21 protein-coding genes are annotated in these 21965 nt (G+C 67.9%); 12 read left to right on the forward strand and 9 right to left on the reverse strand.

Annotated elements, in window-relative coordinates:
• The first annotated feature begins 5 nt into the window (after positions 1–5).
• The 3 genes from FEK34_RS03050 to FEK34_RS03060 are packed head-to-tail and all read left to right on the forward strand — an operon-like array spanning position 6 to position 2727.
• On the forward strand, positions 6–881 hold the full coding sequence (locus FEK34_RS03050) for a CoA transferase subunit A (RefSeq protein WP_138446284.1): 876 nt from the start codon (positions 6–8) through the stop codon (positions 879–881).
• Entirely contained in the window at positions 878–1636 is a 759-nt protein-coding gene (locus FEK34_RS03055; RefSeq protein WP_138446285.1) for a CoA-transferase subunit beta, read from the forward strand. The genes FEK34_RS03050 and FEK34_RS03055 overlap by 4 nt, the downstream gene beginning before the upstream one ends.
• Positions 1633–2727 (forward strand): NAD(P)H-dependent flavin oxidoreductase, encoded by a 1095-nt coding sequence (locus FEK34_RS03060; RefSeq protein WP_138446286.1) that lies wholly within the window; start codon positions 1633–1635, stop codon positions 2725–2727. The genes FEK34_RS03055 and FEK34_RS03060 overlap by 4 nt, the downstream gene beginning before the upstream one ends.
• A 70-nt stretch (positions 2728–2797) precedes the next feature.
• Here the strand turns inward: FEK34_RS03060 and FEK34_RS03065 are convergent, their stop codons facing one another.
• Genes FEK34_RS03065 through FEK34_RS03080 form a run of 4 tightly spaced genes read right to left on the reverse strand, consistent with a single transcriptional unit; the run spans position 2798 to position 5635 of the window.
• Positions 2798–3073 carry a hypothetical protein gene (locus tag FEK34_RS03065; protein ID WP_138446287.1) on the reverse strand — a complete coding sequence of 92 codons (276 nt, stop codon included), beginning with the start codon at positions 3071–3073 and terminating at the stop codon, positions 2798–2800.
• A 2-nt stretch (positions 3074–3075) separates the two neighbouring features.
• Positions 3076–3267 carry a hypothetical protein gene (locus FEK34_RS03070; protein ID WP_138446288.1) on the reverse strand — a complete coding sequence of 64 codons (192 nt, stop codon included), beginning with the start codon at positions 3265–3267 and terminating at the stop codon, positions 3076–3078.
• A gap of 54 nt (positions 3268–3321) precedes the next feature.
• Positions 3322–4242 (reverse strand): NAD-dependent epimerase/dehydratase family protein, encoded by a 921-nt coding sequence (locus FEK34_RS03075; protein WP_138446289.1) that lies wholly within the window; start codon positions 4240–4242, stop codon positions 3322–3324.
• 7 nt (positions 4243–4249) lie between these two features.
• On the reverse strand, positions 4250–5635 hold the full coding sequence (locus FEK34_RS03080; protein ID WP_138446290.1) for a helix-turn-helix domain-containing protein: 1386 nt from the start codon (positions 5633–5635) through the stop codon (positions 4250–4252).
• A 497-nt stretch (positions 5636–6132) separates the two neighbouring features.
• Between FEK34_RS03080 and FEK34_RS03085 the strand changes: the two genes are divergently transcribed.
• Together FEK34_RS03085 and FEK34_RS03090 are read left to right on the forward strand one after the other, a co-directional pair.
• Positions 6133–7338, forward strand: coding sequence for an LLM class flavin-dependent oxidoreductase (locus FEK34_RS03085; protein ID WP_138446291.1), 1206 nt, complete (start codon positions 6133–6135; stop codon positions 7336–7338).
• Positions 7339–7349: 11 nt separating this feature from the next.
• Positions 7350–8717 (forward strand): NtaA/DmoA family FMN-dependent monooxygenase, encoded by a 1368-nt coding sequence (locus FEK34_RS03090; RefSeq protein WP_138446292.1) that lies wholly within the window; start codon positions 7350–7352, stop codon positions 8715–8717.
• A 242-nt stretch (positions 8718–8959) separates the two neighbouring features.
• Here FEK34_RS03090 and FEK34_RS03095 read toward each other — a convergent pair whose 3' ends face one another.
• The 5 genes from FEK34_RS03095 to FEK34_RS03115 form a co-directional block, all read right to left on the reverse strand.
• Positions 8960–10114 carry an acetyl-CoA C-acetyltransferase gene (locus FEK34_RS03095; RefSeq protein WP_138446392.1) on the reverse strand — a complete coding sequence of 385 codons (1155 nt, stop codon included), beginning with the start codon at positions 10112–10114 and terminating at the stop codon, positions 8960–8962.
• A 49-nt stretch (positions 10115–10163) separates the two neighbouring features.
• Positions 10164–10772 (reverse strand): TetR/AcrR family transcriptional regulator, encoded by a 609-nt coding sequence (locus FEK34_RS03100; RefSeq protein ID WP_014348808.1) that lies wholly within the window; start codon positions 10770–10772, stop codon positions 10164–10166.
• A gap of 49 nt (positions 10773–10821) precedes the next feature.
• Complete coding sequence (locus FEK34_RS03105) at positions 10822–11568, reverse strand: hypothetical protein (RefSeq protein ID WP_249358757.1); 747 nt, start codon at positions 11566–11568, stop codon at positions 10822–10824.
• Positions 11569–11661: 93 nt separating this feature from the next.
• Positions 11662–12468, reverse strand: coding sequence for an SDR family oxidoreductase (locus FEK34_RS03110; RefSeq protein WP_138446293.1), 807 nt, complete (start codon positions 12466–12468; stop codon positions 11662–11664).
• On the reverse strand, positions 12465–13652 hold the full coding sequence (locus tag FEK34_RS03115) for an acyl-CoA dehydrogenase family protein (protein WP_138446294.1): 1188 nt from the start codon (positions 13650–13652) through the stop codon (positions 12465–12467). The genes FEK34_RS03110 and FEK34_RS03115 overlap by 4 nt, the downstream gene beginning before the upstream one ends.
• 191 nt (positions 13653–13843) lie before the next feature.
• Between FEK34_RS03115 and FEK34_RS03120 the strand changes: the two genes are divergently transcribed.
• The 7 genes from FEK34_RS03120 (at position 13844) to FEK34_RS03150 (ending at position 21873) form a co-directional block, all read left to right on the forward strand.
• The gene (locus tag FEK34_RS03120) at positions 13844–15409 is read left to right on the forward strand and encodes a FadD3 family acyl-CoA ligase (RefSeq protein ID WP_283206579.1); all 1566 of its coding nucleotides are present in this window, start codon (positions 13844–13846) and stop codon (positions 15407–15409) included.
• Positions 15410–16312: an enoyl-CoA hydratase gene (locus FEK34_RS03125; protein ID WP_138446295.1), complete on the forward strand. Its 903-nt coding sequence runs from the start codon at positions 15410–15412 to the stop codon at positions 16310–16312.
• Entirely contained in the window at positions 16313–17452 is a 1140-nt protein-coding gene (locus FEK34_RS03130) for an acyl-CoA dehydrogenase family protein (protein ID WP_138446296.1), read from the forward strand.
• On the forward strand, positions 17449–18531 hold the full coding sequence (locus FEK34_RS03135; RefSeq protein ID WP_138446297.1) for an acyl-CoA dehydrogenase family protein: 1083 nt from the start codon (positions 17449–17451) through the stop codon (positions 18529–18531). The genes FEK34_RS03130 and FEK34_RS03135 overlap by 4 nt, the downstream gene beginning before the upstream one ends.
• Positions 18532–18775: 244 nt before the next feature.
• The gene (locus tag FEK34_RS03140) at positions 18776–19831 is read left to right on the forward strand and encodes an acyl-CoA dehydrogenase family protein (protein WP_138446298.1); all 1056 of its coding nucleotides are present in this window, start codon (positions 18776–18778) and stop codon (positions 19829–19831) included.
• Positions 19832–20152: 321 nt separating this feature from the next.
• Positions 20153–20611, forward strand: a complete 459-nt coding sequence (locus tag FEK34_RS03145; protein ID WP_138446299.1) for a MarR family winged helix-turn-helix transcriptional regulator — start codon at positions 20153–20155, stop codon at positions 20609–20611.
• Between the two features lie 14 nt (positions 20612–20625).
• Entirely contained in the window at positions 20626–21873 is a 1248-nt protein-coding gene (locus FEK34_RS03150; protein WP_138446300.1) for an MFS transporter, read from the forward strand.
• Positions 21874–21965 lie beyond the last annotated feature (92 nt).

A 21965-nucleotide genomic window follows, 5' to 3' on the forward strand; every position in this document is an offset into this window, starting at 1 on the left:
AACCCATGCGCGACAAGCACATGACGCTCGACGAGGTCGTCGGCGAACTGCGCAGCGGAATGACCATCGGCCTGGGCGGCTGGGGTTCACGGCGTAAGCCGATGGCCCTGGTCCGGGCGCTGCTGCGGTCCGATATCACCGATCTGACCGTGGTCACCTACGGCGGCCCGGATCTCGGCCTGCTGTGCTCGGCGGGCAAGGTGCGCAAGGCGTACTACGGTTTCGTCTCGCTGGATTCGGCGCCGTTCTACGATCCCTGGTTCGCCAAGGCCCGCACCGAGGGCGCGATCACCGTGCGGGAGATGGACGAGGGCATGGTCAAGTGTGGTCTGCAAGCCGCCGCGGCCCGGCTGCCGTTCCTGCCGATCCGCGCCGGATTGGGTTCGGCCGTCCTGGATTTCTGGGAGGGCGAGCTGAAGACGGTGCGGTCGCCCTACCCGACCGACGGCAAGACCGAGACCCTGATCGCCATGCCCGCGCTGAACCTGGATGCCGCGTTCGTGCACCTGGATCTGGGTGACAAGCACGGCAATGCCGCCTACACCGGCGTCGACCCCTACTTCGATGACCTGTACTGCCTGTCGGCCGAGCGCCGCTACCTCACCGTCGACCGGCTGGTGGAGACCGGGGAACTGGTGAAAGCCGTTCCGCAGCAGTCGATCATCCTCAACCGGATGATGGTCGACGGCGTGGTGGAAGCCCCCGGCGGCGCGCACTTCACCTTCTCCGGCAGCTACGGCCGCGACGAGAAGTTCCAGCGCCACTATGTGGAGGCCGCCAAGACGCCCGAATCGTGGGCCGAGTTCAAGGCGCGCTACCTGGATGTGTCCGAGGACGAATACCAGGCCGCCGTCCGCGCGTTCGCCGAGGAGCAGAAATGAGCGAAACGACCACCATCACTCGGGCCGAGGTCTGCGTCGTCGCCGCGGCCGAGATCTTCCGTGGCGCGGGCGAGATCATGGCGAGCCCGATGTCCACCATCACCACCATCGGCGCCCGGCTGGCCCGGCTGACGTTCGAGCCGGATCTGCTGCTGTCCGACGGTGAGGCGCTGCTGTTCGCCGAGGTTCCCGCGATCGGCGGCAAGGCGCCCATCGAGGGCTGGATTCCGTTCTCCCGGGTCTTCGACGTGGTCGCCTCCGGGCGTCGGCACGTCGTGATGGGCGCCAATCAGCTGGACCGGTACGGCAATCAGAACCTGTCGGCGTTCGGCCCGCTGCAACAGCCGACCCGGCAGATGTTCGGTGTGCGCGGCGCGCCCGGCAACACCATCAACCACGCCACCAGCTACTTCGTGCCGCGGCACAACAAGCGGGTGTTCTGCGAGAACGTCGACATCGTCTCCGGCATCGGCTACGACAAGATCGATCCGGACAATCCGGCGTTCCGGTTCCATCACCTGCATCGCGTGGTGAGCAACCTCGGCGTCTTCGATTTCGGCGGGCCCGGCCACACCATGCGGGCGCTGTCGCTGCATCCGGGCGTCACCGCAGATGAGGTCGCCGAGAACACCTCGTTCGAGATCGCGGAGCTGGGCGAGGCGGGCGAGACCCGGCTGCCGACCGAGGAAGAGTTGCGGATCATTCGTACCGTGCTCGACCCGAAGGGGATTCGCGAGAAGGAGGTCTCGTCATGAGTCCAACGCTGCGGACCCCGCTGACCGAACTGGTCGGCATCGAGCATCCGATCGTGCAGACCGGCATGGGCTGGGTGGCCGGGCCGCGACTGGTCGCGGCCACCGCCGAAGCCGGCGGGCTCGGCATCCTGGCCTCGGCCACCATGACCTACGACGAGCTCGAGGCGGCGATCGCGAAGACCAAATCGCATACCTCGAAGCCGTTCGGCGTGAATATCCGCGCCGACGCCTCCGACGCCGGTGAACGCATCGACCTGCTGATCCGGGAAAAGGTGGCGGTGGCGTCGTTCGCGCTGGCGCCCAAGCAGGATTTGATCGCCAAGCTCAAAGATGCCGGCGTGGTGGTGATTCCGTCCATCGGTGCGGCCAAGCATGCGGTGAAGGTGGCCTCCTGGGGCGCCGACGCGGTGATCGTGCAGGGCGGTGAGGGCGGTGGGCACACCGGACCGGTCGCCACCACCCTGCTGCTGCCCTCGGTGCTCGACGCCGTCGACATTCCGGTGGTCGCCGCGGGTGGTTTCTTCGACGGCCGTGGCCTGGCGGCCGCCCTCGCCTACGGCGCCGCGGGCATCGCCATGGGCACCCGTTTCCTGCTGACCCAGGAAAGCCAGGTCCCCGACGCGGTGAAGCAGGAATACCTGAACCGGCACCTGCAGGACACCGTCGTCTCCCTCAAGGTCGACGGCATGCCGCACCGCGTGCTCAACACCGAACTGGTGCAGCGCCTGGAACATTCGGGCAACTGGCGCGGCCTCACCGCCGCCGTCGCCAACGCCGCGAAATTCAAGTCCATGACCGGCATGAAGTGGTCGACGATGATCCGCGACGGCCTCGCCATGCGCAAGGCCAAAGACCTCACCTGGTCGCAGGTGATCATGGCCGCCAACACCCCGATGCTGCTCAAAGCCGGTCTGGTAGAAGGTAATACCGAGGCAGGCGTGCTCGCCGCGGGCCAGGTCACCGGCATCATCGACGACCTGCCCACCTGCCAGGAACTCATCGACCGCATCGTCCGCGATGCGGTCGCGCGGATCGACACGATCGCCGCGCTCACCCACGACGCCCGGGCGACCCCCGGCGCGTCCTCGTAACCGGCACTGCTCGGTCACCGGTCAGGCGGTCTCCCCTCGGGGAGGCCGCCTGACTTCGTCTCCCAGGGAGTCAATTCGCACTGGCCAGGTAGTCCCGCAACAGCTCGTCGAGCAAGCTGCCGTCGAGCAACTGGTCCAGCACCTCCCCACCATCTAGTGTCGGCCGGTACCACAGCTCCCGGGCACTCGTGATCACCCTGTGGAGCACGGCTGCGTAGATATGCGACCGTGGCACCACAACCTGTCGGCCCTGACCTTCGTATGCCCGCAGTCGCCGCTCGACTGTGTCGATGACGTCCTGGATGATGCCGATCTCCACAGCAATCCGATCGTCGCCGTGGTCCATGATCAGTACCCGAACTTCGGATGCTCCGAGGGCACGAAACGGCCTGAATCGATCAGCACCGCCTTCGCCCGACGCTTGATGGGACAAACCGTAATCGGGCACTCGATGTGACGCTGCATCACGTCATGCGCTGCATCCACTGTCAGACCACCGGGTGGCACGCCGTGATCGATCGGCGGGAGCGGAGTTTCCATGATCTCATCGTCGCAACGTATCCGCGGGTCCAGCCGTGACAATTTGTCACACGATCAGACAGCCGCGTCCGCGCTTCCGGGGTCTGCCTGCGCCAGCCAAGCGTGCCGAACGATGGCGTCGATATCGGAGCGCTCGGGGCGCCACCCCAGCCCTGAATGCGCTGCGGTCGAGCTGCTCACAAGACTTGCCGGCTCCGGCACCGCTGGGCGGTGTTCCACCTGGACTCGCCGGCCGGTCACCCGTTCCGCCGCCCGGATCACATCCATGACGCTGGTCCCACGCCCACTACCGATGTTGAACCGCACGGCGTCTCCGAACGGTGGCATGTGCTCGACCGCTGCGACGAATGCCGCTGCGGCATCGTCGATATGCAGGTAGTCGCGCACAGCGCTGCCGTCGCCGTTGACCGGCAGCACCGATCGGTTCACGGCGGCCGCCAAGACCCTGGGAACCAAACGGGTCGTGTCCGGGTCCACGCCTCCGGCGACGTTCAGCAGTCGCAGAATGACCGCGGATGCCATCCCGCCTTGCGCGTGCCCCTGAATCGCGAGCTCAGCCGCCAGCTTGCTGGCCGCATACGGGTGCGGCGGCACGTCCGGAAGATCCTCCGTCATCGGCTGCCGCGCCGACGTCCCGTAGATCGATCCGGTCGACGCGAAGACGATCCGCCGCACACCAGCAGCAGCCATGGCAGAGAGCAGCGTTATCGTCCCGACGGTGTTCACCCGAAAGTATCGGATCGGGTCGTCGACGGACTCCCGTGCACGGGTGAGTCCAGCGAGATGGCATACGGCATCGACTCCGTCGAGCGCCGTTCGCAGGGCGGACTCATCGAGTAGATCAGCGACCCGGACGGCCGTTCCCAGCGCGTCCGTCCGGCGAACCATCGAGACCGGCTCATGTCCAGCGGTCTCGAGGGCCTCGACGACGGCCCGGCCGAGGTAGCCGTTCGCACCTGTTACGAGTACGCGCACGTCACCATCATGGCAGCAGGACGCCTCGGTGCCGCCAGGTCAGGGCGATACAGGCGGCGGCCGCGGCCGCAAGCGGCTTGTGGTTGAGCACCCGGCGCACATTGCCCGCATTCCACCGGATGCCGATCGTCCCGCTGTCGGACGGGTAGATGTCACCTTCGGAATTCCGCGAGACGAGGCCGGCGAACACTTCATCGAACACGGATGCGTCGATGACGACGGTGGTCAGGATTTCACCGGCAGGTGCCAGCGGATCGAACCCCACACCAAAGCACCATGCGCGAACCTTGCCCGCCTCCCGAGCCGTGGTCAGCGCACGGAACGGCTCGCAGTCGTAGTCGACCGATGTCCCCCGGCTTCCATCATGCTCGGGAGCATCGAGCAGCTCCTCGAAGAACTCGCGCAACATATTGCGCCACAGACTGAAATCTCGATGCACGTTCCACGGCCCGATCGCTGCCGGTTGGAAGACCCCGGCTGGGACGATGTTGGTCAGCCCGGAGGCGAGTGTGACGGTGTTCGAACCCCTGCGATGCAGAAAGAAGGTATCCCCGTCGGGGGCGCGGCGAATGGTCAAGGTGTTGATACTTGGCAGAATGGCTCGGCGTCGTGTATCGAATAGGTCGCCGACCAGCTGTCGAAAAGGTAGATCCTCCACGCGAATCCGCTGACCACTTCGGCGCCGTATCCACTGGTGCGCCATCTCATGCGCCAGTGCTTCGCATACGTCGACCATGTCGAAGTAGGTGGTCAAACCGAATGTCATCTGCCCTCCCGACGCATCGAAGATGGCGTCGGTCAAGCGGTACGACGTCCGGTTCTCGAACAACGCGGGCTGTGCAACGGACCGGACGACTTGGCTGTATCGGCTGGGCCGATCCCCGGGACTACGCTCTGGCCTGTACGGCTCCGTTTCGTTTTCGCTGCCATTCAGGATCGGTCCGGCGACGTCTTCGACCAACGTAAGCCGGACCGCGTCGAGGTCTACCGGGGCCGGAGTCAACCAGCCCGGTTGGGTGATACAGGTGGTGCCTTCGATGCGAATCGGATCCCAGTACAGGGCGGCCGCCGCTGCGGTGAGCTCGAACCGATGGCGATTCAAGATCTGGCGGACTGTGCGCCATTCCGTGACGCTCTCGTCCGGCGGATCAGGCAAGACGATCCCGCTTCTGCCTGACAGTCCGAATGTCTCCGGTGGCAGACCCATGCGATCGGCGAAATGACGCAGCTGGGTGATATCGCGGCAAGTCCGCGCGCCACTGACATACTTCGACACCAGGCTGCGCTCGATGCCGAGCACCTGAGCCATCTGGGCATGGGTCGTAAGCCCATGCAGCGTCATATACGCCTTGATCACGTCCCCGAGTCGTGGATCGTCGGCCGCAGTCGGCATCTGACCAATGTAGTACTCCGCGACCACTCGTTTTTCTGCAAAGACCCGGACCTGTCATCGGACAGGTACCCCTGGGTGGATGTGAAAACAGCTTGGCGAGCGGCCATTCCTCCCCGTATCACGAGACGATGCGTATCGGAATCGTGGGGTTGCTGCGCGGGCAATATATGGGCGAGTGGGCGGAGCGGATCGGGCTCGATGTGGTTGCGATCTGTGATCGTGACGCCGAACGGCTGGCGCAGGCGCGCGAGGTTCATCGGGGCTCGGGCATGCACGGATCGGGCCGAGTTGCTCGGTGTCGGCCTCGATCGGTGCGGGAGTCGGCCGCGACGCAGTGCGCCGAACCGCCATCGTCGGACGCGCTCCGGCGGTCTGACAGTCGCCGCCGGAACCACCTCCGGTTTCGGATCACGCTCATCAGAACCCTGGCCGGCCGATGATCACCCTCTTACGTTGGCGAAGTAGATCATTCGCGCATTTCGTAGGACGGGACGACGATGGCATCGAAACCTCTGCATCTCGGGGTCGCGCTGGACGGGGCCGGGTGGCATCCGGCGGCGTGGCGGGAGCCGAACTCGCGGCCGGCGGAATTATTCGATGCCGGGTACTGGGTGGATCTGGCGGGTGTGGCGGAGCGGGCGCGGCTGGATTTCCTCACCATCGAGGACAGTTTCACGGTGCCGGGTGAGCGGCACGAGTTCAGTGATCGGGTGGATCGGGTGCGGGCGCGGCTCGACGCGCATCTGATCGCGGCGCGGCTGGCTCCGGTCACCAGGAATATCGGGTTGATCCCGACCGTCACCACCACGCATACCGAGCCGTTCCATGTGTCGAAGGCGCTCGCCACCTTGGATTACACCTCGCACGGCCGGGCGGGCTGGCAGGTGAAGGTGTCCGGGTCGGCCACCGAGGCAGGACATTTCGGTAGACGCGAGATCCGGGCGCTCTCGGCCGAGGAGTTGGCGCGGGTCAGGGCGGGTGCGGCGCTGCCGGATTCGGTGGTGGAGTTGTTCGACGAGGCGAGCGACGCGGTGGAGGTGGTGCGCAGGCTGTGGGACAGCTGGGAGGACGACGCCGAAATCCGAGATATCCCCAACCGGCGTTTCATCGACCGGGACAAGCTGCATTACATCGACTTCGAAGGCCGGTTCTTCTCGGTGCGTGGGCCGTCCATCACACCGCGCCCGCCGCAGGGCCAGCCGGTGGTGACAGCGCTGGCGCATCATCCGGTCGTCTACGAGTTCGCCGCGCGCGCCGCGGATCTGGTGTTCGTCACCCCCGGCCTCGATACGGGTCCGGCACCGATCCTCGAGCAGGTCGCGACGGCGGCAGCCGGGCGGACAGGTGAGCGGTTCCGGGTGTACGCGGACCTGGTCGTCTTCCTCGATTCGGAGACCGAGACCGGGGCCGCGCGGTTGGCTCGGCTGAACGAATGGGATGGCAGCGAATTCAACTCCGACGCAGCCGTATTCACCGGCAGCGCCGAGCAGCTGGCCAAGCTGTTGACGCGCTGGAGCGAGCAGGGCGTCGACGGGTTCCGGCTCCGCCCGGGCGTGGCCGTCGACGACCTGAACGCCATCGCCGATCGTCTCGTCCCGGCCTTGAGCGCACGCGGCCTGGCCCGCACCGAGTATCCGGGCGGCTCGCTGCGCGCCCTGCTCGGATTGTCCACAACCGTCCCCAACCGCTACGCCGTCGCCTGAACGAGGTCACCATGAGCAGTCAACGCAAGCAGGTCATCCTCGGCGCCTACCTCGGTGGCGTCAACCATCACACCTCCTGGTGGGATCCGCGGGCGGGCAGCCAGATCGAGTTCAGCTCGTTCGAGCACACCGCCCGCACCGCCGAACGCGGCAAGTTCGATTTCTTCTTCCTCGCCGAAGGGCTGGCGCTGCGTGAACGGGCCGGCAAGATCTTCGATCAGGACATCATCGGCCGGCCCGATACGTTCACTGTCCTCGCCTCGCTCGCCGCGGTGACCGAGCATCTCGGCCTGGCAGGCACTATCAACACCACCTTCAACGAGCCGTATGAGCTGGCCCGGCAGTTCGCGAGCCTCGACCATCTGTCCGGCGGGCGCGCCGCCTGGAATGTGGTCACCTCGTTCGACGCGTTCACCGGCCAGAACTTCCGCCGCGGTGGATATCTGGACCGTTCGCAGCGGTATGCGCGGGCGGAGGAGACGGTCGCGGCGGTGCGCGCGCTGTGGGATTCCTGGGATGCCGGCGATATCGTCGCCGACCGCGAATCCGGGCGCTACCTGGCCCGGCCGGATGCGGGCGCGTTCGCCATCCGCAGCAGCCAGTTCGATATCTCGGGCCGGTTCACCGTGCCGCGCAGCCCGCAGGGCCGTCCGGTCACGTTGCAAGCCGGCGTCTCACCGCAGGGCCGTGATTTCGCCGCCGCCAATGCCGATGCCATCTTCTCCCCCTACGGCAGCATCCCCGAGGCCGCCGACTTCTACCGCGATATCAAGTCACGCGCGGTCGCGGCGGGACGTTCGGCCGACGACATCAAGATCCTGCCCTCGGCGAGTTTCGTGCTCGGCGACACCGAGGCCGAGGCGATCGAGAAGTACCACACCATCCGCAACGAGCAGGTCACCGGTCAGACCGCGCTGATCTTGCTGGAGCAGATCTGGAACCGCGATCTGTCGGCCTACGATCCGGAAGGCCCGGTACCCGATATCGACCCGGATCCCGAAGCTCCGCCGATCATTCAGGGCAAGGCCTTCGTCTACCAGGATCGTTTCGCGACCGTCGCCAAGCTGCGAGCTGTCGCCGAGGAGAAGAAGCTCACTCTGCGCGAAGTGGTGATCGATCAGTTCGAACGCGGACCGCTGGTCGGCACCCCGGACCAGATCGCCCAGCAGATCGACGATTTCGTGCAGAACGACGGCTCCGACGGATTCATCCTCGGCTCCCACCTGGTGCCGACCGGCCTGGACGAATTCGTGGACCGGGTGGTGCCGCTGCTCCAGGAGCGCGGCGCATTGCGCGCGGAGTACACCGGGACGACGCTGCGCGACAATCTCGGCCTGCCGAACCTCTATGCGACGGGCAAGGTCCCGGCACGCGCCTGAACTCGCCGCACCTGACGGTCCGGACCCTCGACATCAAGAGGTCGCGGCGGCGCGGCGGTCGGTGCAGGTGCGGACCGGTTGCACCGCAATGGATTCGGTCGTTCCCGTGGACTCCGCCCGGAAGCTGCGGCGACCTATCGACCGAACATCGCTCAGCATCCGGCAAGCCCGGGCCTGGCGTATCGAGGGGCCGGATGTGTGACGGCCGCCTGATCATTCAGGCGGCCGCGGCACGAGTGGAATCAGCGATCCAGCCGCTCGATGATCGTGACGTTGGCCGTGCCGCCACCCTCGCAGATGGTGAGCAGCCCATACCGCCCGTTGATCCGCTCCAGCTCGTTGAGCAGGGTGGCGAAGAGTTTGGCGCCGGTGGCGCCGAGCGGGTGGCCGAGGGCGATGGCGCCACCGTTGACGTTGACCTTCTCCGGATCGGCTCCGGTCTCCTTCAACCAGGCGAGCACCACGGGGGCGAAGGCCTCGTTGATCTCGATGACGTCGATGTCGTCGATGGTCAGGCCGGTCTTCTCCAGCGCCCACTTGGTGGCCGGGATCGGCGCGCTGAGCATGAAGATCGGGTCGGCGCCGCGTGCGCTGACGTGATGGATGCGGGCACGCGGGGTGAGTCCGTACTCCTGCACCGCCCAGTCGGAGGCGAGCAGGGTGGCGCTGGCGCCGTCGGAGATCTGCGAGGCCACCGCCGCGGTGAGCGGGCTGCCCTCGGCGAGTGCGGGCAGCGAGGCCATCTTCTCCAGGCTGGTCTCGCGCGGGCCCTGATCGATCCAGAAATCGCCGACGGGCACGATCTCGCGATCGAAACGACCCTCCTTGATGGCGCGGCGGGCGCGCTCATGGCTGCGCAGCGCCCAGCGCTCCATGTCCTCGCGGCTGATGCCCCACTTCTCGGCGATCAGCTGGGCGCCGTGGAACTGCGAGACCTCGCCGGTGCCGTAGCGGTGATCCCAGCCCTGCGCGCCGACGAACGGCGACTCGTAGCCGTATTCCTTGCCCGCGAGCATGGCCGCCGAGATCGGGATGGCGCTCATGTTCTGCACGCCGCCGGCGACGATCACCTCGGCGGTGCCGCTCATGATGGCCTGGGCGCCGAAGTTGATGGCCTGCTGGCTGGAACCGCACTGCCGGTCGACGGTGACGCCGGGAACTTCCTCCGGGTAGCCGGCCACCAGCCAGGCGGTGCGGCCGATATTGCCTGCCTGCGGGCCGATGTTGTCGACGCAGCCGACGATGACGTCGTCGACCACGCCGGGATCGATCGGGTTGCGGTCGAGCAGACCACGCAGGGCCGCGGCGCCGAGGTCGGCCGGGTGCACGCCGGCCAGGGCGCCACCGCGTTTGCCGACCGGGGTGCGCACCGCGTCGATCACATACGCCTCGCGCAGCGGGGCGTAGGGGCGGCGCGAGCCGGTGGGTTCGGACATGTTCAGACTCCTACGTGGTGTGCCCGGGCACGGTCAGCCCGTCGAGCACGATGGTCAGATACTGCTTGGCGAGGTTGTCTACGGTGATCGGCCCGCCCGGGGTGTACCAGCGCACCGCCACCCAGACGGTGTCGCGCAGGAACCGGTAGGCCAGTTCGATATCGAGTTCGGCCCGGAAGCTGCCGTCGCGCACACCATTGGTGAGCACCTGGTGCCAGAGGGCGCGGAATTCCTTGTTGTATTCGTCGATGTAGGTGAAGCGTTCGACGCCGCGCAGGCGCTTGGCCTCGGCCTGGTAGATGGCGACGGCGGCGTGGTAGCGGTCGAAGGACTCGTAGGAGGCCAGCACCAGCGCCTCGAGGGTGTCACGCGAGCTCAGGCCGGAGGCGACGATGTCGCGGTAGCGGCCGAACAAGTCGTCGAGGAAGCCGCGCAGGATTTCGTCGACCATCGATTCCTTGGAATCGAAATGGTGATACAGGCTGCCCGATAGGATTCCGGCCGCATCGGCGATATCGCGGACGGTGGTGGCGCGCAGACCCCGCTCGGCGAACAGGTCGGCCGCCAATCCGAGCAGTTCATTGCGCCGGGCTGATTTGGACGGGTCGGGTGCGGTCACCCGGCCATAATACAACCAAGCATTTGCTTGGGATAGTGGGTCGAGGTTTTCAGCGCTCCGAATACCGCAGCGGCGAGGATCGCGACAGGTCGGCGAGCAGGCGTTCGCAGATCACCACGGGCGAGATGCCTGCTCGCATCATCCGCATCACCAGGGCCAATCGGCGTTCGCAGCTGTCCCATTCGACGGTGAGGGGTTTGCGGCCGGGGCCGGCGTCGACGGTGGCGAGGACGCGTGGCGGGCCGAAGCGGGTGGGTTCCTCGGTCAGTTTCAGCACCATCCCGCGCTGCCAGGCGTGATAGGTGTCCATATCGGCGCTGCCGATGAGCTTGTCGGTCACCGCGCACAGGCCCTGAGCGATCTGGTCGGAGAAGGTGTCGCGGTCGAACCGGTATTTGCGGGAACGGCGCACCACATCGAGCAGATCCGCGCGCACCTCGTAGAGCAATTCGATCTGATGGGTCCGGCGCCGCTGCGCCTCGCTGCCGTCCCCGCCGGTGCCCAACCCGATCCGGCGGGCCCGCGCCCGCTCGCGCGCCATATCGGCACGCAGGGCCGCGCGGGGATCGCGGGCGATGTCGTTCTCGTCGACGGCGTAGGAGGCGAGAATGCGCCCGGCCCGGACCGCCGCGGATCGGCGCCCCACGTCCAGGAGTTCGGCACCGAAGGTCAACGCGGCCAGGACCAGGCTTTCCTGTCTGCGTCTGGCGAGCACGACGTCACGCACCAACTCGAGTTCGAGTTGTTCGCGTGTGGGCTGTTCTCGGGCAGATCGGTGGTCCAGGCCCATAGCCATCGCCCCTCCGGGTGTGCGATCCCGACCTCAACCAGCATCGCACACGCGGGCCGTGACGGCTCCAGGTTTTTCGGGTCTCGGAAGCTCCCCAGCTCAAGCGCGTTGGCTCGAGATGGAGACGATCTCGCCTGTGAGGTAGGTGGTGTAATCGCTGGCCAGCATGGCGATCGTGGCTGCGACCTCCCACGGTTCGGCGGCCCGGCCGAAGGCCTCGCGCTCGGAGAGCCGGTCGAGCAGTTCGGGGGAACTCACCTTGTCCAGGAAGGCGTGCCTGGCGATGCTGGGCGCGACGGCATTGATGCGCACCCCGAGTTCGGCAGCCTCGACCGCGCTGCACCTGGTCAACGCCATCACACCCGCCTTGGCCGCCGCATAGTGGGCCTGGCCGTACTGGGCGCGCCAGCCGAGCACGCTGGCATTGTTGACCACCACACCGCCGTGACCGGCCGCGCGGAAGTAGGCCAGTTCGGCGCGGGTGCAGCGGAAGGTGCCGTTGAGCGTCACGTCGAGCACGCGATTCCACTGCTCGTCGGTCATATCGACCACCGGGGTCTCACCGCCGAGGCCCGCGTTGTTGACGAAGATGTCGATCCGGCCCATGGCCGCGGCCGCGCCACGCACCAGTTCGTCGACCTGTTCGGTGCTGCACACATCGCAGACGATGGCTTCGACCTTGCGGTCGGGGAATTCGGCGCTCAGCTCGGCGCGGGTCTCCCCCAGCCGGCGTTCATGCCAGTCCGAGACGACGACGTCGGCGCCCTCCGACAGCAGCCTGCGCGCGGTCGCCGAGCCGATGCCGGTGCCCGCGGCGGCGGTCACCACGGCCTTGCGGTCGGTCAGCAGGCCGTGGCCGGCGACGAGCGCGGGCGCGACCGACAGCGACACGTTGTTCTCACTCATGACGGACGAGCCTCCCGCGGCAGACCGAGCACGCGCTCGGAGATGATGTTGCGCTGCACTTCGTTCGAACCTCCGTAGATGGTGTCGGCGCGGGTGAACAGATACAGCCGCTGCCATTCGTCGAGATCGTCGTCGGCGGCCACCAGGCCCGCCGGTCCGCGCACGGCCATGGCGAGTTCGCCGAGGCCGCGATGCCAGTTGGCCCACAGCAGTTTCGCCACCGAGGCCTGCCCGCCGCCGTCGTCGGCGCCGGCGCCCTCCATGGTGCGCATGGCGTGCGCGCGCAGCACGCGCAGACCGACCCAGGCGCGGTCGATCTGATCGGCGATCAGCGGATCGTCGATGGCGCCGTTGCGCCGGGCCAGTTCTTCGACGCCGGCGAGTTCGCGTTCGAAGCGGATCTGCTGGCCGAGGGTGGAGATACCGCGCTCGAAGGTCAGCGTGCCCATGGCGATGCGCCAGCCGTCACCGGGCTCGCCGACGACCAGATCGGCGGCGGTGCGGGCGTCGTCGAAGAACACCTCGTTGAATTCGGAGGTGCCGGTGAGCTGATTGATCGGGCGCACCGTGATGCCCGGCTGATCCATCGGAACCAGCAGGTACGACAGGCCCTTGTGGCGTTTGGAGCCGGGTTCGGTGCGGGCGACCACGAAGCACCAGTCGGCCACATGCGCCAGCGAGGTCCAGATCTTCTGGCCGTTGATCGACCATTCGTCGCCGTCGAGGCGGGCCGAGGTGGACACCGCGGCCAGGTCGGAGCCGGCGCCGGGTTCGGAGTAGCCCTGGCACCACAGTTCGCTGACGGTGCGGATGCCGGGCAGGAAGCGCTGCTTCTGCGCTTCGGTGCCGAAGGCCAGCACGGTCGGGCCGAGCAGCTCCTCACCTACGTGGGAGACCCGTGCGGGCGCGTCGGCCTTGGCGTACTCCTCGTGGAAGATGATCTGCTGCCGCACGGTCGCCTCGCGGCCGCCGTATTCCTTCGGCCAGCCGAGGCAGGTCCAGCCCGAGGCCGCCAGATGGCGATCCCAGGCCAGCCGTTCGTCGAAGGCCTCGTGCTCGCGGCCGGGCCCGCCGAGGCCGCGCAGGTCCTTGTACTCGCCGTTCAGGTTCTCCGCGAGCCAGGCGCGGATCTCGGCGCGGAAGGTCGCGTCGGCGTCGTGGCCGTTCGCATCGTTTGCCGTCATGGCCGCCTCGTTTGCCGTGGTGGGCGCCGGATTCGCCGGGTCACCCACGGAAATCGCCGAACTGCGCCCACCGGCCGGACCGGTGTCGGATTCTGAGGTCTGGATCGCACCCACGCCGGTAGGATAACCTACCAAGCACTTGCTTTGTAAGGCTCAGGTCTTACCGACCGCACCGACGGTGAGGACAACCCGTGACAACCCCTGCACAGACCACCCCGATGGCGCTGCACGACGCGGCGCGCACCTTCGGCACCGCGCCGGCCATCGCCGACGGCGAGACCCGCCTGGATTGGACACAGCTGCTGGAAGCGGTGCAGGACGTGGCGCGGGCGCTCATCGCCCGTGGCGTGCGGCGTGGCGACCGGGTGGCGATGTGGTCGCCCAACACCCATCACTGGGTCACCGCCGCCCTGGCCGCCCACTACTGCGGCGCGGCGCTGGTGCCGCTCAACACCCGGTACGTGGCCGAGGAAGCGGCCGACGTGCTGCGCCGGGTGAACCCCAAGGCGCTGTTCATCTCCGGGCCGTTCCTGCGGCGCGAGCGGCTCACCGAATTGCTGGCGGCCGCGCCCGACCTCGATATCCCAACGATCGTGGTGATCCCGGTGGAGGGGCCGATGACAGTCGAGTCGTCCTCGGCCGATCCCCGGATCCTGCACTGGTCACAGCTGCCCGAGGCCGCCGCGTCGGTGACCCGCGAGCAGGCGATCGAGCGGGCCGAGTCCGTGAGCCCCGAGGATGTCTCCGACATCCTGTTCACCTCGGGCACCACCGGCCGCAGCAAGGGCACCCTGGTGGCGCACCGCCAGGCGCTGTCGGTGGTGCGGGCCTGGATCGAATGCTCGACGCTCACCAGCACCGACCGCTATCTGCTGGTCAACCCGTTCTTCCACAACTTCGGCTACAAGGCCGGATTCCTGGCCTGCATGCTGGCCGGCGCAACGATCGTGCCGCAGATCGTGTTCGACGTGCCGCAGACCATGCGGCTGGTCGGCGAGGAGAAGATCACCGTCCTCACCGGCCCGCCGACCATCTACCAGACCATCCTCGACTTCCCCAACCGCGACGATTTCGACCTGAGCACGCTGCGCGTCGCCGTCACCGGAGCGGCGACCGTTCCGGTGGTGCTGATCGAGCGGATGCGCTCGGAACTGTCGTTCGATGTGGTCGTCACCGCGTACGGGCTGTCCGAATCGGCCGGCTTCGGCACCATGTGCCGCCCCGACGACGACGCCGAAACCGTCGCCAACACCTGCGGCCGCCCCATCGCCGATTTCGAGCTACGCCTCGACACCACCGGTGAGGTGCTGCTGCGCGGACCGAACGTGATGCTCGGCTACCTCGACGATCCGAAGGCCACCGCCGAAACCATCGACGCCGACGGCTGGCTGCACACCGGCGATATCGGCACCATCGACGAGCGCGGCTACCTGAAGATCACCGACCGGCTCAAGGACATGTACATCAGCGGCGGATTCAACGTCTATCCGGCCGAGATCGAGCAGGCGCTGGCCCGATTGGACGGCGTCGCGGAATCGGCCGTCATCGGGGTGCCCGACACCCGGATGGGCGAGGTGGGCAAGGCGTATGTGGTGCGCAAGCCCGGCTCAAACCTCACCGAACAGGACGTCATCGCCTACGCCACCACCGTGCTGGCCAATTTCAAGGTGCCGCGCATCGTCGAGTTCCGCGACCAGCTGCCCTACAGCGCCGCCGGGAAGGTGCTCAAACGTCAACTACGTGAGGAGAAGTCGTAAATGCCTGCCGAAGAACCAGCGGTGCCGTTCGAACCGGATGTGGTGACCTACGAGCGCCGCGGCGCGGTGGCGGTGATCACCATGAACCGGCCGGACTACCGCAATGCCCAGAACTCGGTGATGACCTACGCCCTCGACGCCGCGTTCGAGCGGGCCGTCGAGGACGCCGAGGTCGGTGTCATCGTGCTGGCCGGTAACGGCAAGCATTTCAGCGCCGGGCACGATATCGGCACGCCGGGCCGCGACCATCACGTGCGCTACCCGAACAAGGCCGCGCTGTGGTGGGACCATGTGGACCGGGTCGGCGGCGATCAGCGCTTCGCCCGCGAGACCGAGGTCTATCTCGGCATGTGCCGGCGCTGGCGGGAAATCCCCAAGCCGACCATCGCGATGGTGCAGGGCGCCTGCATCGCCGGCGGGCTGATGCTGGCGTGGGTCTGCGATCTGATCGTCGCCTCCGAGGACGCCTTCTTCTCCGATCCCGTTGTCCGGATGGGCATTCCGGGCGTGGAGTACTTCGCGCACCCGTGGGTGCTCGGTCCGCGCGCGGCCAAGGAGTTCCTGTTCACCGGCGACCGGTTCAGCGCCGCGCAGGCCAAGGAATGGGGCATGGTCAACCGGGTCGTGCCGCGCGAGCAGCTCGAAACCGAGACCCTCGCGCTGGCCGACAAGATCGCCACCATGCCGCAGTTCGGTCTCGCGCTCACCAAGAAGGCGGTCAACCAGGCCGAGGACCTGATGGGGATGCGCGCCGGCATGGACTCTGTGTTCGGCCTGCACCATTTCGCGCACGCCCACAATGCCGAGGTCGGCGCGGATTCCCTCGGCGGCATGAACGCCAAAACGATGAAAGCCACGGCGAGTTCGGCGCAGGCCGACGCCACGCAGAACGGGGCGAAATAAGTGGATCTGGATCTGGATCAGGCCACCCGCGACTTCCAGCTGGAAGTGCGCGACTGGCTGGCCGCGAACAAGCCGGCGCAGCCGCTGCCATCGATGGACACCAAGGCCGGTTTCGAGGCGCACCGGGAGTGGGAACACACCCTCGCCGAGGCGCGGTACTCCGTGGTGTCGTGGCCGCAGGAGTACGGCGGACGCGATGCGTCGCTGCTGGAATGGGTGCTGTTCGAGCAGGAGTACTACGCGGCGGGCGCGCCGGGACGGGTGAGCCAGAACGGCATCTTCCTGCTGGCGCCGACGCTGTTCGAGCACGGCAGCCCCGAGCAGCTCGCCCGGATCATGCCGCGGATGGCCCGCGCCGACGACATCTGGGCGCAGGCCTGGTCGGAGCCGGAAGCCGGCAGCGACCTCGCCGGAATCCGGTCGACCGCGCGCCGCACCGAAGGCGGCTGGCTACTGAGTGGGCAGAAGACGTGGAGTTCGCGCGCGGCCTACGCCGATCGCGCGTTCGGGCTGTTCCGCAGTGACCCGGAGGCCGAACGTCATCGCGGGCTCACCTACGTGATGTTCCCGCTGGACGCCGAGGGCGTCACGGTGCGCCCGATCCCGCAGCTGGACGGTGATCCGGGCTTCGCGGAGATCTTCCTCGACGAGGTGTTCGTGCCCGACGCCGACGTCATCGGTGCACCGAACGAGGGCTGGCGGGTCGCGATGAGCACCTCCAGCAATGAACGCGGTCTGTCGCTGCGCAGCCCCGGCCGGTTCAGCGCCACCGCCCAGCGACTCATCGACCTGTGGGCGAACACCGACGATTCGGGTACCGCCGCACGCGACAAGGTGGTCGACGCCTGGATCGGCAGCGAGGCCTACCGGCTGCACACCTTCGGCACGGTGACCCGATTGAACGAGGGCGGCAAGCTCGGCGCGGAATCCTCGATCACCAAGGTGTTCTGGTCCGAACTCGATATCGCCATGCACGAAACGGCGCTCGACCTGCTCGGCGACACCGCCGAACTGGCCGGGCCGTGGACCGACGGCTACCTGTTCTCGCTGTCGGGCCCGATCTACGCCGGTACCAATGAGATCCAACGCAACATCATCGCCGAGCGGCTCCTCGGCCTACCGAGAGGAGGCAGCCGATGAGGTTCGCACTCAGCCCGGAACACGTCGATTTCGCCGCCAGCATTCGCAAGCTGCTCGACGCGGGCAAGACACCAGCCGCGGTCCGTTCGTGGTCGGCCGGTGAACACGCCGCAGGACGTGCGCTGCTCGAACAGCTGGCCGGGGCCGGAGTATTCGGGCTCGCGGTGGCCGAGGAGTTCGACGGTATCGGTGCCGAACCGATCGACCTGGTGGTGGCATTCGGGGAGCTCGGCCGCTCGGCCGTGCCCGGACCGGTGGTGGAGTCGGCGGCGGCGATTCCCGCTCTGCTGCAAGCGCTTGCCGGCGCGGATTCGAGCGGCGCGGCGGATGGGTCCGCGAGTGCGGGCGCGACTTCCGACAGCTCGGCGGGCGCCGGATCCGCTGCGGCACGGTGGTTGCCGGGCATCGCGGCGGGCACCACGCTCGGCACGATCGCCTTCGCTACGCCCGGCCGTGGGGCGGTGGCCCTCGATGCCGATGTGGCCGATCTGATCCTGATCGCGGACGGCGATCGGCTGCACACGGGCACGGTTGGCGAGCAGGTGCGTTCGGTGGATCCGGCGCGGCGGTTGTTCACCGTCGTACCCGATGAGCTGGTCGCCGAAGGTGCGCACGTCGCCGACGCCATCGCCGCCGGTTTCGACGCGGCGGCCCTGGCGTGTGCGGCGCAGCTGCTCGGCGCCGGCAGCGGCCTGCTGGACGCGGCGACCGAATACGCCAAGCAGCGCAAGCAGTTCGGGCGTCCGATCGGTGAGTTCCAAGCGGTGAAGCAGAAGCTGGCCGACGTACTGATCGCCCTCGACCTGGCCGAACCGCTGCTGCACCGCGCTGCCTTGACCGCAGCCGGTCCCGATCGTGCCCGTGACGTGTCCGCGGCCCTGGTGGCCTGCGGCAATGCCGCCCATCTCGCCGCGCGCACCGGCCTCCAGGTGCACGGCGCCATCGGCTACACCGCCGAATACGACCTGTCGTTGCTGCTCACCAAGGTCACTGCGCTGCGCTCGGCATGGGGCACCGCGGATTTCCATCGCGCGCGGATCGCCGAGGCGTTGCGCTCGACTGCCGGAGCACCCGCGTGAGCACCACCCCGAGGCTCGGACGCGCAGCGGCGGGCCGTTGCCAGGATGGTGTGGCCGACGCCCGCCGCAGCCCTGCCGCCGGGCCGCAGACTCGGCCCCGCGCACCGTATCGGACGGTGACGGGGACGGCTGTCGCCCGTGGTCTATGCGGGCTTCGTGGTGAGCGCGGCCGCACCGCTCTACCGCACCCCGCGCAGTTCGATTCGGATGCGCAGCGGCCGGCCATCCAGAACGGAGGAATCGCGTGATCACCGCGGAACAGCAGGAACTCGTCGCGGCAGTGCGCGGGGCGGTCGCTCGCAGGGGCGGACCCGCGGTCGACCGGCAGGGGCTCGACAGCGAACTCGGCTACGACGCCGCGCTGTGGCGGACGCTGTGCGAGCAGGTCGGGGTGGCGGCACTGGCCATTCCCGAGGAGTTCGGCGGATTCGGCGCGAGCCTGGTCGAATCGCTGCTGGTGGTCGGGGAATTGGGCCGGTCGCTGGCGGGCGTGCCGATGCTCGGATCCGCCGTGCTCGGCGCGCAGGCGGTGTTGCTGTCCGGTGATTCGGACGCGTGCGAGCGGCTGTTGCCGGAGGTCGCCGAGGGCACCAGGACACTCGCGGTGTGCTGGGCCGGGGCCGACGGCTGGGACAGCTTCGGCGTGCGGGCCGAGGGTGAATCCCTGAGCGGCACCGCGCACTACGTGGTCGACGCCGCCCATGCGGACACGTTGATCGTGGTCACCGAGACCGGCTTGTTCGAGGTCGATCCGGCGGCCGCAGGTGTGCAACGGCGCGCATCGGCCACCATGGACCCGACCCGCAAGCTCGGTGAGATCACGTTCACCGACGTGACCGCACGCAGGCTCGGCACCGGCGATCCGGCGCCGATCATCACCAGGCTGCGTGAAATCGCCTGGGCGGCACTGGCGTCCGAGCAGGTCGGCGCGGCCGAACAGTGCCTGAACACGACGGTCGAGTACGCGAAATCCCGAGTCCAGTTCGGCCGCCCGATCGGTAGCTTCCAGGCCCTCAAGCACCGCATGGCCGACATGTACGTGCTGGTCGAATCCGCCAAGTCCACCTCCTACGCCGCCACCCTCGCCGTCGGCACCGACAGCCCGTCGGCCGCTGAAGACGTCTGGGTCGCGCGCCGCCACTGCTCCGAGGCCTACTCCACGGTGGCCGCCGAAATGATCCAGCTGCACGGCGGCATCGCCATCACCTGGGAACACGACGCGCACCTGCACTTCAAGCGCGCCCACGGTGATGCGCTGCTGTTCGGTACACCGCGGCGTCCGCTGCCCAAGACGGCCTAGCCGCAACCCTCACCGTCTGCCCGGCCGCGTTCCATGCGCGGCCGGGCAGTCGTGTTCGAGGCCCATGGCACGCGCGGCGAGGGGCAGCTGGCTCAGCCCGGCTCAGCGCAGCACTGCCCGGCTAAAGCCCGGCCCGGCTCAGCTCGGCCCGGCCCGGCCCGGATCGGCTCGGCCCGACTTGGCGAGGCTTGTACCAGAGGGCGGGCAGGCGGTGCGAACCCATGGGCTCTCACGTCGGGCGGGACCCGCCTTCCATGGCCGAGCCAGGCCGGTGACTCATTTCACCACCAATAGATAGTTAGCCTATGTAATAATATCCAGGTGCAGCAGAGCGACCTGGTTTCCGCGGAGGACATCGTCGTCGATCTCGTGGTCAACGCCGCTCGGCTGACTCGGCTGGCCGGGGTGATCAGTGGGGACGCCCTTCCACCGCGCGCGGAACTGCGGGCACTGTCGGTGCTCGACGAGCACGGTGAACTACGGGTCAGCGAATTCGCCCGCATCGATCGATGCTCACAACCGGCGGCAACGGCGCTGATCGGCAAGCTGGTCGCGGACGGATACGCCACCCGGCACAAGGACCCTGACGATGCCAGGGCCGTGGTCGTCGCCCTCACCCCGGCCGGACGCAACCGGCTGATCGAATCCCGCCGAGCCTTCGGCACCGCGCTCGCCGCGCGACTGCCCGGCTACGACACCGACCGACTGATCCGGCTGGAGGCCGAACTCACCGAATTGCTGGACGCGCTCAAAGCCACCGAAGCGCCCGGCACGAACTGACACCGAGGGAACCGATGACAACTGTGACCAGGACGCACAGCGCCGCGTCCGCGACACCGGAAAAGACCAAGCAACCCAAGGCGGTATGGGCCGTCGCCTTCGCCAGCGTCATCGCGTTCATGGGCATCGGCCTGGTCGACCCGATCCTCAAGCCGATCGGCGAGCAGCTGCACGCCTCGCCGTCGCAGGTGTCGCTGCTGTTCACCAGTTACATGCTGGTCACCGGTGTGGCCATGCTGATCACGGGTGTGGTGTCGAGCCGGTTCGGCGCGAAGAAGACGCTGCTGGCCGGGCTCGCCATCATCGTGGTGTTCGCGGCGCTGGCCGGTATGTCGAACACGGTTGAGCAGATCGTCGGGTTCCGGGCGGGCTGGGGTCTGGGTAACGCCCTGTTCATCGCGACGGCCCTGGCCACCATAGTCGGTGCGGCCAGCGGCGGCGTGGCGCGCGCCATCATCCTCTACGAGGCCGCGCTCGGCATCGGCATCGCGACCGGACCGCTGGTCGGCGGCCTGTTGGGCGGAATCAGCTGGCGTGGGCCGTTCTTCGGCGTTTCGGTCCTGATGGCCATCGCGTTCATCTCGCTGGTGGTGCTGCTGCCGGAGACCCCGAAGCCGGCCAAGCCGACCTCGATCACCGCGCCGTTCAAGGCGCTGCGTCACCGCGGCCTGCTGACGGTGAGCCTGACCGCGCTGTTCTACAACTTCGGCTTCTTCACCCTGCTCGCCTACACCCCGTTCCCGCTGGATATGGGCACCTACGCGATCGGATTCATCTTCTTCGGCTGGGGCCTGATGCTGGCGGTGGCGTCGGTGTACTTCGCTCCGGTCTTGCAGCGCCGCTTCGGCACCCTGCCGATGATGGGCCTGGCGCTGGCCCTGTTCGCCGCCGACCTCGCGGTGATGGCCATGTTCGCCGAACACAAGCCGGTGCTGATCGTCGGCGTGGTGCTCGCGGGCCTGTTCCTCGGCGTGAACAACACGCTGATCACCGAGGCCGTGATGATCTCCGCGCCGGTGGAACGCTCCACCGCCTCGGCCGCCTACAGCTTCGTCCGCTTCGCCGGCGGCGCCGCGGCCCCGTGGCTGGCGGGCAAGCTCGGCGAGCACAACACCGCGCTGCCGTTCTGGGTGGGCGCGGCCTGTACCGCCGTCGCCGTGCTGGTGCTGTTCGGCGGACGTTCGGCGCTGGCCCACATCGACGATCACGATCCCGCACCGCACAGCGTCGAAGAGGCGCAAGCGATCACCGTCGGCGACTGACGATCTCGTTCGCCCGATCCACAGGCCCCGCCCACCCGGCGGGGCCTGTTCGCTTCCTACCCCTACCTGCGTCGATGCCGGGCGGGGTAGCG

It is taken from the genome of Nocardia cyriacigeorgica (genome assembly GCF_005863245.1).
In the GTDB taxonomy this organism is placed as follows: Bacteria; Actinomycetota; Actinomycetes; order Mycobacteriales; family Mycobacteriaceae; genus Nocardia; species Nocardia cyriacigeorgica_C.